The organism is Kocuria sp., assembly GCF_030538595.1.
In the GTDB taxonomy this organism is placed as follows: Bacteria; Actinomycetota; Actinomycetes; order Actinomycetales; family Micrococcaceae; genus Kocuria.
Window position 1 is genome coordinate 1 of record NZ_JAUNTS010000007.1, and the last position, 12411, is coordinate 12411.

The 12411-nt window shown below is 63.0% G+C and carries 12 protein-coding genes; 4 read left to right on the top strand and 8 right to left on the bottom strand.

Going from position 1 to position 12411, the window contains the following annotated elements:
* Positions 1 to 296: 296 nt before the first annotated feature.
* From Q4G32_RS07225 to Q4G32_RS07245, 5 genes are all read right to left on the bottom strand, one after another.
* Positions 297 to 395 (bottom strand): 30S ribosomal protein bS22, encoded by a 99-nt coding sequence (locus Q4G32_RS07225; RefSeq protein WP_005504750.1) that lies wholly within the window; start codon positions 393 to 395, stop codon positions 297 to 299.
* Positions 396 to 590: 195 nt separating this feature from the next.
* Positions 591 to 1544, bottom strand: a complete 954-nt coding sequence (locus tag Q4G32_RS07230) for a FadR/GntR family transcriptional regulator (RefSeq protein WP_303350366.1) — start codon at positions 1542 to 1544, stop codon at positions 591 to 593.
* A 28-nt stretch (positions 1545 to 1572) separates the two neighbouring features.
* Entirely contained in the window at positions 1573 to 2919 is a 1347-nt protein-coding gene (gene gdhA / locus Q4G32_RS07235; protein ID WP_303350368.1) for an NADP-specific glutamate dehydrogenase, read from the bottom strand.
* Positions 2920 to 3050: 131 nt separating this feature from the next.
* Complete coding sequence (locus Q4G32_RS07240) at positions 3051 to 3440, bottom strand: ArsR/SmtB family transcription factor (RefSeq protein WP_303350370.1); 390 nt, start codon at positions 3438 to 3440, stop codon at positions 3051 to 3053.
* A gap of 97 nt (positions 3441 to 3537) precedes the next feature.
* On the bottom strand, positions 3538 to 4653 hold the full coding sequence (locus Q4G32_RS07245) for an acetoin utilization protein AcuC (protein ID WP_303350581.1): 1116 nt from the start codon (positions 4651 to 4653) through the stop codon (positions 3538 to 3540).
* Positions 4654 to 5202: 549 nt separating this feature from the next.
* Between Q4G32_RS07245 and Q4G32_RS07250 the strand changes: the two genes are divergently transcribed.
* From Q4G32_RS07250 to Q4G32_RS07265, 4 genes are all read left to right on the top strand, one after another.
* Entirely contained in the window at positions 5203 to 6630 is a 1428-nt protein-coding gene (locus Q4G32_RS07250; RefSeq protein WP_441327478.1) for a TrkH family potassium uptake protein, read from the top strand.
* Positions 6623 to 7297 carry a potassium channel family protein gene (locus Q4G32_RS07255; protein WP_303350372.1) on the top strand — a complete coding sequence of 225 codons (675 nt, stop codon included), beginning with the start codon at positions 6623 to 6625 and terminating at the stop codon, positions 7295 to 7297. Before Q4G32_RS07250 ends, Q4G32_RS07255 begins: the two co-directional genes overlap by 8 nt.
* Before the next feature lie 60 nt (positions 7298 to 7357).
* The gene (locus Q4G32_RS07260) at positions 7358 to 8458 is read left to right on the top strand and encodes an alpha/beta hydrolase (RefSeq protein ID WP_303350374.1); all 1101 of its coding nucleotides are present in this window, start codon (positions 7358 to 7360) and stop codon (positions 8456 to 8458) included.
* A gap of 117 nt (positions 8459 to 8575) precedes the next feature.
* A complete protein-coding gene (locus Q4G32_RS07265; protein ID WP_303350376.1) occupies positions 8576 to 9487 on the top strand; it encodes a CPBP family intramembrane glutamic endopeptidase in 912 nt (303 codons plus the stop codon).
* A gap of 34 nt (positions 9488 to 9521) precedes the next feature.
* Here Q4G32_RS07265 and proC read toward each other — a convergent pair whose 3' ends face one another.
* Genes proC through Q4G32_RS07280 form a run of 3 tightly spaced genes read right to left on the bottom strand, consistent with a single transcriptional unit; the run spans position 9522 to position 12405 of the window.
* A complete protein-coding gene (gene proC, locus Q4G32_RS07270) occupies positions 9522 to 10508 on the bottom strand; it encodes a pyrroline-5-carboxylate reductase (protein ID WP_303350378.1) in 987 nt (328 codons plus the stop codon).
* A 51-nt stretch (positions 10509 to 10559) separates the two neighbouring features.
* Positions 10560 to 11423, bottom strand: coding sequence for a sugar phosphate isomerase/epimerase family protein (locus Q4G32_RS07275; protein WP_303350380.1), 864 nt, complete (start codon positions 11421 to 11423; stop codon positions 10560 to 10562).
* 1 nt (position 11424) lies between these two features.
* Positions 11425 to 12405: a Ppx/GppA phosphatase family protein gene (locus tag Q4G32_RS07280; protein WP_303350381.1), complete on the bottom strand. Its 981-nt coding sequence runs from the start codon at positions 12403 to 12405 to the stop codon at positions 11425 to 11427.
* Between the last annotated feature and the right edge of the window lie 6 nt (positions 12406 to 12411).

Consider the following 12411-nt stretch of genomic DNA (forward strand, 5'->3'; position numbering starts at 1 on the left):
TGAAAAGGAATCCAACCACCGCGACACCCGCGGCACCAGCAAGCCTCACACTGACCAGCATCCTAGCCAGCCGCCCGCTCCTGCGTCCCGGTACGCAAACGACCACTAAACCAGCCTCTCAGCGGCTCTTTGCGTACTACCTGTGGCTTTTTGCGTACCGCGCGGTCATCACCTGCCTGATGCCGAGAACAGGAGACGCAAAAAGCCGTGGGTGGGGCACTCATGACGAGTACCCCACCCACGGACTCACCGGCAGCACCGGAAAGCGCAGACCCACCGTGGATCTGCGCCCAAGATCACTTCTTGTTGCGGCGCTGGTGGCGGGTCTTACGAAGCAATTTACGGTGCTTCTTCTTGGACATACGCTTGCGGCGCTTCTTGATGACGGAGCCCATAGACGATCCTCACTTGTGTCTGGTCGGCCCGGTCCGCCATGCAGTGTCACGTGCGGCTTCGTAGCCTTTGCAAGGCTCACGACGGCGGTTCTCCGGGTGGAACCGGAAGGCCACTATCACGGCCTTCCGAAGATTGGTTCCCCGGAAGTCTACCCGCTCCGACTGCCCCGGCGTTATTCGGGGGTTCAACAGGGGTTAACCCGTGCGGCGTTCGCCCTGACCCGCACCGAAATCATCCGGCACGTCATCCCCGTCAGCCGCGGGGTCTGGATCGGCAGGAGCCTCGGCGGAATCGACGTCGTGACCCGAATTGCGCGCCACCTGCAGTGCCACGGCCTCCTTGACCGGTGTCTGCTCCGCTGTTGAGTCCGGGGACTCGCTGCTGTTGGACCACACGCGCCCGGAGGCCAACGGCCCCGTGGTGGGGCCCACCGTCTCTTGCGAATCCGTGCGTGGGGCACGGTCCGGGTCCACGCCGGCCTCCACGTACTGGTACTCAATGTGCTCCTCCACCAAGCGCGCGGCCAAGGTGTTGTCACCGGCCAGCACGGCGGAGAAGATGGCCTGGTGTTCAGCTCGAATCCGGTCCACGGTCTTGGACCACAGCGGAACGTGCCCCACCAACGCCATGGTGTACTCGTAAATCGAGTCCCGCAGCGCAGACATCAGCGCCGCCACCAACGTATTGCCCGCGGATTTCACCAGGGCAATGTGGAAGCTCACATAGAGGTGATGGAACTCTTTGAGGGAGATGTCGTCCCTGCCCATTTCCCGCAGCAAGGTACGCAGTTCGGCCATGGCCGGGGAGCGGTTGTCCGCGTTGCTCAGCGCCCAGGTCTCCAGCAGAACGCGGGTTTGCACAATGTCCCGCAGCGGATAGTCCGCCGTGGCCATGTGCAGTTGCAGTGCTGGGCCCGCAGAAGCTGCGGGCTCACGCACCAACATGGGCAGGATGGTCTTGCGGCTGCCTTCGTACAGCCGCAAGACACCCTGCGCTTCCAGGATCTTGAGGGCTTCGCGCATGGTGCCACGGTTCACGCCCAAAACGGACGCCAGATCCCTGTCCGACGGGAGTTGTTGACCCAGTACCAGGTTCCCGTCGAACAGCTCGTTCTCCAACCATTGGAGGACTCTTCTATGCGTGGCCATGCCCTTTAGCCTACGTGCATCCCAGCAATCAGATGACGCCCTGCGCGAGCATTGCGTCAGCCACCTTCATGAATCCCGAAATATTTGCACCTGCAACGTAGTTGCCCGGCAGGCCGTAGTCCTCAGCGCTGGCGGCACAGTTGTCGTGGATTCCGCGCATGATTTCGCGCAGCCGGTCATAGGTGTAATCAAAACCCCAGGAATCACGGGAAGCATTTTGTTGCATCTCCAGCGCAGATGTGGCCACACCGCCGGCATTGGCAGCCTTGCCGGGGGCAAAGAGCACATCCGCGTTCTGGAACAGGCGCGTTGCCTCCGCCGTGGTGGGCATGTTGGCACCCTCAGCCACAGCCACAACCCCGTTGTTCAGCAGGGCCTTGGCATCCCGCCCGTGCAGTTCATTCTGGGTGGCACACGGCAAAGCAACATCCGTGTCCACCTCCCACACGGACCCCTTGCCCGTGGGAATGAACTTGGCGGAGCCTCCGCGGCGCTCCACGTATTCGTTGATCCGCCCGCGTTCAACGTCCTTGATCTGCTTCAACAGCTCCAGATCAATACCCGCCGGGTCATGCACATATCCGCTGGAGTCGGAGGCGGTGACCACGTTGGCGCCAAAGCGCTGAGCCAGCTCCGTGGCGTAGATGGCCACGTTGCCGGAGCCGGAAACGGAAACGGTCTTGCCGTCCAGTTCATCATTGCGGGAGGCCAGCATGTCCTGCACGAACATCACGGTGCCGTAGCCGGTGGCCTCCGTACGCACCAGGGACCCACCCCAGGACAGCCCCTTGCCGGTGAGCACCCCGGATTCATAGCGATTGGTGATGCGCTTGTACTGGCCGAACAGGTAACCGATCTCACGGCCACCCACGCCGATGTCTCCGGCGGGAACATCCGTGTACTCACCGATGTGACGGTAGAGCTCGGTCATGAAGGACTGGCAGAACCGCATGACCTCTTCATCCGACCGACCGGCCGGGTTGAAGTCCGAACCACCCTTACCGCCGCCAATGGGCATGCCGGTCAGGGAGTTCTTGAAAATCTGCTCGAACCCCAGGAACTTGATGATGCCCAGGTACACGGAGGGATGGAACCGCAGTCCACCCTTGTACGGGCCCAGCGCGGAATTGAACTCCACCCGGAAACCGCGGTTGATCTGGACCTTTCCGGTGTCATCCACCCACGGCACCCGGAAAATGATCTGCCGCTCGGGTTCACAGATCCGTTCGATCACGGAGGCATCCAGCAACTCAGGCCGACGCGAGACCACCGGACCCAAAGACTCCAGAACCTCATCCACCGCCTGAATGAACTCAGTCTCACCGGGGTTCCGTTTGAGCACGGCATCGCGCACGGGCTGCAGTTTTTCGTCCACCTCAGGCACCTTTCGGTTACTTCACTTGTCTTGTTGAGCACGCAAACCCACGCTGTGGGCAGTGCGCGCACCTGCACTTGAGTCTGGCAGACCGGCCACCGCGGGGACAGCCGAGCGCACCAACACCATTCTCAACGACGACGGCGCCGGAACACCGAAGCCAAAATTCCACCCCGCTGTGGCTGCTCCTCCGATTGGGGCACCACGAGCGGGTCCAGGACCTCTCGATCCACCTGCACGGTCTCCTGCGGCACTGCGGGCACCCCGGAGGTGAACTGCTCCAACCACGTGGTGAGTGGGGCCAGTCCGGTGGGTTCCACGGTGTAATAACGCCGCTGTCCATCCGCGCGCTGCGCCACCACCTCCGCTTCCCGCAGGATGCGCAGATGCTTGGACACCGTGGGTTGGGAGGCTCCCACCGCATCCACCAACTCCCCCACGGACAGTTCCCCGTGGCGTAGAGCTTCCACAATGGCGCGCCGCGTGGGTTCGGCCAGCGCGGCAAAAATCTCCTGGGTCATTCTCAGCACCCTAACCACTGCGGCGACTTCACCGTGACGACGACGCCGCGGCACCCTCAAGGTATACGGCCTGACCGCGGTGAGTCCGGCGCATGCGCTAGTCGTACCAGGGATCCAGGCCCCACTGCGGGAACACTTCACGGCGGGTGGCCATGACCACGCGGTCGGTGTCGTCGTCGGGGTCAAAGCCAACTTCCCAGGAGCGCCACCACAGGTCAACGCGGTCACCCATGTATTCCTGCGGATTGCCCCCGTAATGCTCTTTGACGTAATCACGCCACGTGGGTGGGACGGGAGTGGTCACGGGCAGCGGTTTACCGGTGACCACCGCCACAAGATGGGACCAGGACCGGGGAACGACGTCGTAACAGTCGTAACCACCACCGCCGGTGGCAATCCAACGGCCTTCACAGAAACGGTCCGCCATCTCCGCCACGTGCAACATGATTTCGCGTTGCCCGTCCACACTGACCCGCAGGTGGGTCAGGGGGTCGGACAGGTGGGAGTCGCAGCCGTGCTGGGACACAATCACTTCCGGGCGGAACTGCTCCACCAAGGCTGGGACCACCGCGTGATACGCGCGTAGCCACTGGGCGTCCTCGGCCGTTGGCGGCATGGCAATGTTCACGGAGGTGCCCATGGCCTCCCCTGTACCGATTTCATTGGCAAAGCCGGTACCGGGGAACAGCGTGGTACCGGATTCGTGCAGGGAAATGGTCATCACATTGGGGTTGTCAAAAAAGATGGATTGTGTGCCGTCCCCGTGGTGACCGTCCACATCCAGGTAAAGCACTCGTTTGACACCGTTGTTGAGCAGGTGGCCAATGGCCACCGCGCAGTCGTTGTAGACGCAAAAACCACTGGCCTTGTCCGCAAAGGCATGGTGCATGCCCCCGCCAAAGTTCACCGCACGCACCGCGGTGCCATCCAAAATCGCTTGTGCCCCCTGGAAAGAGCCACCTGCAAGGCGCGCTGAAGCCTCATGGATTCCGGCATAACCCGGGGTGTCCTCAGTGCCCAGCCCGCTGTCAGGACGGGACAGGGTGGGGTCCGCGCTGACCGCACGGACAGCAGCCACGTAATCGGCGGTGTGCGCCAAGGTCAGGTCGGCATCTTCCGCGACCTCCGGAACCTCCACCGTGACAGACTCCCGCTGATCAAGCCCGTACTCCTGAATCAGCCGCCACGTGGCATCCAACCGTGAAGGGTGCATGGGGTGATAGGAGCCGAAGTCATAGTTCAGCAACTGCGGGCTCCAAAAGAGCCGGGTGGGCTGCGGGGCTACTGTTGGCTGAGTCACACCCTTATTAGATCACTCGCACCCGCTCAGACCACTCGCGTCCACCACTGCGTGACAAAGTGTGCGGCAACAGACCTCCACGTGTGCAAGCGCAGGCGTACATTGTGCAGTGGTCGGCCAGATGTTCACCACCGTTGGCCAGCCGTGTTCGTGACTGCTGGCCAGCGTGTACGTCACCGATGTCTGCAAGACGGTCACGGTGGGGTCATACTGTCTCCCGTACAGTTGGGCTGCTCGATCAACCAACGCCAAGCTGACAGCCAGCCCATCCAGCCAAGATCCCGTCTGACCAGTCATCGTTCGGCCCTTCCGGCCGACATCCGGCCTGGCCAGCTGGCCCCAGCTCACCCAGCCGCCACACAGCCTGATCAACCATCACCCAGCCACAGCCAGCCCATCCGGCCCATCCAGCCGACAGCCGGTTTGTGCGGGCACACCCCTTGACCCTCCCAGGAGACCTCGGTGCCACAGACCCTGGGGGCACGCCTCCCCTCAGCAAAGGCCACGCACGTGCGTGGTGCGCTGGGAGCTACCCGGGATCTGATTGACCGCCTGGCCCAGTCCTCCCCCGCCAGGTTGGCGGTATTGGTGTTTGCTGCCGTGGTCATCCTGTTCACGGCGTTGCTGTGGCTGCCCGCATCCTCCCAAGACGGCCGGGCCACCACCTTCACGGATGCCCTGTTCACGGCAACCTCCGCCGTGACCGTCACGGGACTCACCGTGGTTCCCACAGCTGACCATTGGTCCCTGACGGGTCAGGTGATCATCCTGCTGGCCATTCAAATTGGTGGTTTGGGCACCTTGACCATGACCTCCATTCTGGCCATGGCCATTGGCAGACAGTTGGGGTTACGTTCCAAATTGATCACCCAGGAAGCCCTGAACGTGGGGCGTCTGGGTGAAGTGGGCTCGCTGTTGCGCACCGTGGTCATCACCTCCGTGGTGATTGAAGGCACCCTGGCAGTGATCTTGACCATTGGTTTTCTGGTGGCCGGAGAGAACCCTCTGACCGCGGTGTGGCACGGGGTGTTCTATTCCATCTCCGCCTTCAACAATGGTGGTTTCACACCACATTCAGATGGGCTGGTCCCCTACTTTGACACTGCTGCTCACACCTGGCTGATCCTGTTTCCCACCGCACTGGGGGTGCTGCTGGGTTCTCTGGGCTTTCCTGTGATTTTGGTACTGCGCCAAGTGGGGTGGCTGAAGTTCTCCCGGTGGAATCTCAACACCAAGCTGACTGTGGTCACCACGTTCGTGCTGATGTTTGTGGGGTGGGTGTTGTGGACCGCCTTTGAGTGGAACAACCCGGCCACCATCCAGGGAGAATCTACCGGTCACAAGATTTTTCAGGGCTTTTTTGCCTCCGTCATGATGCGCTCGGGTGGGTTCAACCTGGTGCAGATGAGTGAGGCTGAGCCCGTGACCCTGCTCCTCACGGATGCGCTCATGTTTGCCGGTGGCGCCCCCGCGTCCACTGGCGGCGGGATCAAGGTGACCACGCTCGCCGTCGTTGTCCTGGCCATCCTGGCCGAAGCCCGCGGTGATCGCGCCGTGATCGCTTTTCACCGTACCGTCCCCGAATCGGTGCTCCGCATTGCCATCTCCGTGATCGCCATGGGTGCCACCATTGTGCTGGTGGCCACCGGCGTGCTGATGGCGCTGTCCGGGCAGTCCATGGACCGTGTGGTGTTCGAGGTGATTTCCGCCTACGCCACGTGCGGGTTGTCCACGGGGCTCTCCGCGGAGATGGGCGCGGCGGGTAAAGCCGTGCTGGTGGTGGTCATGTTGGTGGGCCGCATTGGTACCACCACGGTGGCCACCGCTTTGGCGCTGAGGTCGCGGCGCAGGTTGTATCAATACCCGGAAGAGAGGCCGATCATTGGGTGATCGTTACAGCAAGTCGCATGAAGTGCCCGTCCTGGTGATCGGCATGGGCCGCTTTGGCACCGCCACTGCCCTGCAACTGATCTCCCAGGGTAGGGAGGTCATGGGTGTGGAGCGCGACCCCTCCCTGGTACAAAAATTGGCCGGTCACATGACCCACATTGTGCAGGCAGAGGCCACCGATATTGATGCGCTGCGTCAGTTGGGTGCCGCCGAATTCAGGCACGCCGTGGTGGGGGTGGGCACCTCCGTGGAATCCTCCGTGTTGATCACCGCCAACCTGGTGGACCTGGGGGTGGAACGGATCTGGGCCAAGGCCATCAGCAAGTCCCACGGCAAGATCCTCTCCCGCATTGGTGCGCATCACGTGATCTTCCCGGAAGCCGACGCCGGGCGCCGCACCGCCCACCTGGTCTCCGGCCGGTTGCTGGACTACATGGAGTTCGACGACGACTTTGCCATCGTCAAAATGTACCCACCCCGTGAAACGCAAGGTTTCACGCTGGCGGAATCGGATGTCCGAGCCAAGTACGGGGTGACCGTGGTGGGCGTGAAAGCCCCCGGCGAAGAATTTAGTTACGCCACCCCTGACACCACCGTGACGTCCAGGGATACCCTGATTGTTGCCGGACACACTCAATTGATCGAACGGTTTGCGGCCCGGCCGTAAACCGGTGCCGGTTCAGCGGTCTGACTTACGACGGCGCATAGGTTGTCAAGGGAGTTCGGGATGTCTGCTCGGTCGCGCCAGATCGTGCTGATCGCTGTCTCTGTGGCTGTGATTCTTCTGTTGCTGGCATTGATCCTGAATTGGGACCGGGTGCGTAGCTACGAACAGCAGGTTGAGGAAGATGTTGTTGTGGGCCCTACTGCAGACAGTCCGGAACCGGCGGCCACGGCGGTGCCGCCCGCCACCGCTCCCAGTTTTGGCCCGGCGCGGGTCACAGACCAGGAGCCCCTGAGCGATCGCACCACCCTGTACTGGCTGTCAACACCTTTGGTGACCATGCCGGAATCCGCCGATGGCCCCACCGTGATGGTCACTCTGCCGGACGGTTACAACCCCTCGCGTCACTACCCGGTGCTGTATCTGCTCACTGGGACGGCAGAAGGGGAGGCCCCGGAGAGCTGGTATGACGAAGCCTCCGTGGAGGATGCCACGACTGGATTGGATGCCATTGTGGTGGCGCTGGATGACGGGTGGTACGGCTGGTACACGGACTGGACCGTCCCGGGAGATGAACCTCAAGCCTGGCGCACCTTTCACCTGGAGCAGATGATTCCGTGGGTGGATGCCACGTTCCCCACCATCACATCGCCTTCAGGCCGAGCAGTGGCAGGTGCCTCCGCAGGTGGATTCGGGGCCATGACGTATGCGGAAGTGCGGCCAGACCTGTTCGGCGTAGCCGCCTCCTTCTCCGGGCTGCTGTCTTTCCACATCCCGGAGGAAAGGCAGGATGTCCTGGCGGAAGCCTACGAAGCCTCCGGTTCACCACACGCTTTGTTCGGCGACGGCGAGCGCACCACCCAGGCGGACTGGGATGCCCATGATCCGTCCCTGCACACGGAATCATTGCGGGGAAAGCCCCTCTGGATCTATTCGGGTTCTGGCAACGACTATGAGGCCTCCTTGCAGGAGACCTCCGATACCTTTGCCGCGGCCGCCCGCACCTCCGGGGCGCACGTCACGGAACGCACCTACGCAGAACTCAACAACGACGGCGCCTATGCACCCGCAGGCATCTGCACAGAAGGCCACGAATGGGAATGCTGGTCCATGGCCTTGTACGACTGGACGCCGGAGCTCCAGGGATACTTCGATCAACGCTGAACCAGTACCCGTACCCGTGCTCTCCACCTACATGCTGATGATCTCCTCCGATGTACTGAGACAAGTCGGCACTTCTGGCTGAGGCGCTGCCCATCAGCTCTTCCTAAAGTTGCCGACATGGCCAGTCCTTCATCTCAGCCCGCTGCTCGCCCACGTATTCCGGCCTGGGCACGGGTACTGCTCACCTCAGTCCTGCTCATGCCCTTGGCTTCTACGCCCCTGCTGGGCCTGGCGGTCCCGGCGGTCAACGCACGTGCCCAGGAACCCACCCTTGCCGGCGCTCTCACACTGGTGTGTGTTTTCAGTATCGCCCTGGTGGCCTACCTGCTGGCCTCACTGGGCTTGGTGCGCTGGTTGGACCGCCGCCCGTTCTCCGCACTGGGTTTGCAGCTCAGCGCCCGAGCAGCCCTTGCTTTCGGCGCAGGTGTGGTGGTGGCTGTGGTCCTGGGCGTGGGCGGAACTGCGCTGGCAATACTCCTCGGTATCGGTAGGGATGCCACAGATGCGGCAGACAGGTTCCTGGCCTACCCGGACCTTGCGTTGCTGATCCTGCTGCTGGGCCAGGCCTTCATCCTCCAGGGGATCGGGGAGGAGGTGCTGTTTCGCGGTTACTTGTTGCAGTCATTGAACCGCTGGCCTGTGCTCGGTGTGTTCATCACAGCCCTGGCTTTTGCGGTGCCCCACCTGACGTCACAGGGCGGTCAGGAGTCATGGGTGGAGCACCTGATCTACCTGTGGGTTCCGTTCGGCTTCTCCATCAGTGCTGCCGCCCTGGCCATCGTGTTTGGTTCGGTGTGGGCTGCGGTGGGCATCCACGGAGGATTCCACGTGGCCACCTACGTGAGCTTTGCCGTGGGCCTCACGGTGCAGGGCCCGGGGCTGTGGCTGCTCCTGGGCACCTTGCACCTGTTGACTGGCGTGATCGTCATGGCGCTGACACCTCGCACACGGTGGCATCAGATAGCCGTCAACGGCCCCTACACCCGCTGCCCCGAGCTCGCCCCCACAGCCCAGGTATCGCGCAGCTGAGGGGATCGAATGAAGTGCCCGGTCAGTCAGAGTGTCAGCCGCAGAACTCCTGCTCCATCTCATCTCCGCGATTGGCCGATGCCGCCACAGCATCCGCCACCAACTGCTCGATCCCACCGTCCAGGAAGGTGTTGATCGCCCGTTCGGTGGTGCCGTTGGGGCTGGTCACGGCTTTGCGCAAGGATTCGGCGTCGGCATCTTCCGGGGAGAGCAGCACACCGGCGCCGCTCACGGTTTCCTTGGCCAGGACACGGGCCACATCCGCATCCAGCCCCAACCTTTCGCCCGCCTTCTGCATCATCTCCGCCAGGAGGAACACATAGGCGGGCCCGGACCCGGAGACCCCGGTGACCGCACGTACCTGGGCTTCCTCCACGGTCACCACGGTGCCCACCTGGGAGAGAACTTCCCGCACTGTCTCCAACTGCTCGGCGGACACGTGCTCTCCCGAGGTCACGGAAATCACCCCACGCCCCACCGACGACGGCGTATTGGGCATGGTCCGCACCACTGGTTGGCCATCACGCAGATGATCCGCCATGGCGGACAGTGTGATGCCCGCTGCCACGGAGGCCACCACGGCGGTGTGGGGTAGTGCTTCTGCGATCTCATCGCACAGCTCCAGAATGGCGTAAGGCTTGACCCCCAGCAGCACCAGGTCAGCCCCCTCCACCGCGCGGGCGTTGGCCGCCGAGTCAGACTCCGAGGCGAAAACCTGCACCCCGGTGTCATCAGCCAATGCCTGTGCGGAGTCGGCTGATCGTGTGGTGGCCCGGACTCTCTCAGCGGGGACGCCGGAGGCCAGCACCCCCCGCAGGATGGCACCGTTCATGGAACCGGAACCCAGGAATGCGATCACCGGTCCGCCAGAACCGGATGCTCCGATTTCTGCTGCACCGGCTTCGGTCGCACCGGCTTCCGCGGCGCTGGTTTCAGGTGCATTGGCTTCTGCGGCACCGGTAGGGCCACTGTGCTCCGCTCCAGATTCAGATGGGGCGGCGTGGGTGGAGGCGTCAGTCATGGTGGTGTCCTTTCGCAAGTGCTTCAGCGTTCGGGTGTGCCAACCAGGCTCTCAGGCTCCCGCACTCTTACGGAAATGGGTGTGCGCAAAGTCCAGGGACTCAGCCAACATGGCATCACGCTGATCTTCAGACTTTGCCGAACGGGTGTTCACCTCCACACCGAGCACACCTTCCCAGTCCTGCTCGGCCAGATAGCGCAGCGATTCCGCCACGGGCTGTTGCCCGTGGCCGGGCAACAGGTGCTCATCAGAGGTACCGCCGTCGTGACCGTCCGTGAGGTGAATGTGGCCCAGCCGCGGGCGTAGCTCCTTGATCGCGTCCAAGGAATTGACCTCAGCTATGGAGGCGTGGGAAAAATCCCAGGTCACCCAGTCGTAGTCGAATTTCCTGGGGTCCCAGTGGGGGCGGTACATCTGCATTTCCCGCCCGCCCACACGCCAGGGGTACATGTTTTCCACGGCAATGCGCACACCCGTGATCTCAAAAAGCCGGTGCACCCCTTCCACGAAGGAGCGGCCGTACTTGGGCTGCCAGGCAAATGGCGGGTGGGCCACCACCACTTCAGCACCCACCTGCTCCACCATCTTGGCAGCCATCTGAATCTTGGTCCACGGGCGGCCCCACACCTGCTGGGTGAAGAACAGCGTGGGAGCATGAATCGCAGAAATGGGCATTTGGTACTTCTGGGAAGCATCCAGCAGCTGGTGGGTCAGCTGGGTCATCCGCTGGTGGGTGACAAGCACCTCCACGGAGTCGTAACCCAGCTCGGAAGCCACTCGAAAAGTCTCCGGTGGCTCAGCCAGGAACAAGCAGCTGGTGGACAGCGCCACATGCGGGGTGGGCCCGGAGCTCTGCGCTGCATCCCCGCGCAGCCCAGGCTGGCGGTCCGGTGAATCGCTCGGTCCCTCTGTCATCTCAAACCGCCTTCCCCGTGATCTCCGACGGCCGGTTCAGCACCACATCCGGGTCCACGTGCAGCCGGTCCAGCCTGCGCAGAATCACTCCTTCGCGCAGCGCCCACGGGCAGATCTGCACGGTTTCCACTCCCAGCATGGACATTGCACTTTCGGCCACAATGCCCGCGGCCAACATCTGAGCCGCGCGGTTCACGGACACTCCGGGGAGTTCAGCGCGCTCGGTGGCGGTCATGGCCTCCATTCGCCGGGTCCACAACCGCAAGTCCTCCAGGTGCATGGGCCTCGGTACGTAGGGCCCCTCCCCCTTGGGTGCCGCCCCACAGATGCGCGCCAACGACCGGAAGGACTTGGAGGTACCCGCGGTCAGCGTGGGTACCCCCACCGCGCCGATGGTTTCCACAGCCGGAGCCAGCACTTTCGCCACGTGCTGGCGGAGGCGCTTGGTCTCCGACGGCAGGGCCGCCTCCCCGTGGATGAGCCGCCGGGTCAGTCGCGCGGCCCCCAACGGGACGGACACGGCAGCAGCCGGTAGACCGTTGTCCCCGATTGCCATTTCAAAGGACCCACCACCAATGTCCAGGTCCAGAATCCGACCGGCACTCCACCCGAACCAGCGCCGTACCGCGGAAAACGTCACCGCCGCTTCCTGGTCCCCGGAAATCTCGATCAGATTCACCCCGGAGTGGGACTGCACATGCTCCAGGACTGCATCACCGTTACCGGCCTCCCGAATGGCTGAGGTGGCAAAGGCCAGGAGGTCTTCGGCGTCGTTCTCCGCGGCAAAATCCCGGGCCTCCGTCACAAAGGCGGTCAGGGCGTCACGCCCCTCGGGGCTGATGTTGCCCGCCGCATCCAGGTAGCGCACCAGTCGCAGATCAGTTTTGTGGGACGCGTATGGCACGGGCTGCGATCCCGGGTAAACATCCAGCAGCAGAAGGTGAACGGTATTGGACCCGACGTCCAGAACTCCCAAACGCATGGGGCC

What these genes read in the sequence shown, in the direction of transcription:
- Q4G32_RS07230 (WP_303350366.1), bottom strand. Translation starts at nt 1,544, where the DNA reads ATGGCCACGCATAGAAGAGTCCTCCAATGGTTGGAGAACGAGCTGTTC.
- Q4G32_RS07225 (WP_005504750.1), bottom strand. Translation starts at nt 395, where the DNA reads ATGGGCTCCGTCATCAAGAAGCGCCGCAAGCGTATGTCCAAGAAGAAG.
- proC (WP_303350378.1), bottom strand. Translation starts at nt 10,508, where the DNA reads ATGACTGACGCCTCCACCCACGCCGCCCCATCTGAATCTGGAGCGGAG.
- Q4G32_RS07245 (WP_303350581.1), bottom strand. Translation starts at nt 4,653, where the DNA reads ATGCACCCTTCACGGTTGGATGCCACGTGGCGGCTGATTCAGGAGTAC.
- Q4G32_RS07275 (WP_303350380.1), bottom strand. Translation starts at nt 11,423, where the DNA reads ATGACAGAGGGACCGAGCGATTCACCGGACCGCCAGCCTGGGCTGCGC.
- Q4G32_RS07280 (WP_303350381.1), bottom strand. Translation starts at nt 12,405, where the DNA reads ATGCGTTTGGGAGTTCTGGACGTCGGGTCCAATACCGTTCACCTTCTG.
- Q4G32_RS07260 (WP_303350374.1), top strand. Translation starts at nt 7,358, where the DNA reads ATGTCTGCTCGGTCGCGCCAGATCGTGCTGATCGCTGTCTCTGTGGCT.
- Q4G32_RS07265 (WP_303350376.1), top strand. Translation starts at nt 8,576, where the DNA reads ATGGCCAGTCCTTCATCTCAGCCCGCTGCTCGCCCACGTATTCCGGCC.
- Q4G32_RS07240 (WP_303350370.1), bottom strand. Translation starts at nt 3,440, where the DNA reads ATGACCCAGGAGATTTTTGCCGCGCTGGCCGAACCCACGCGGCGCGCC.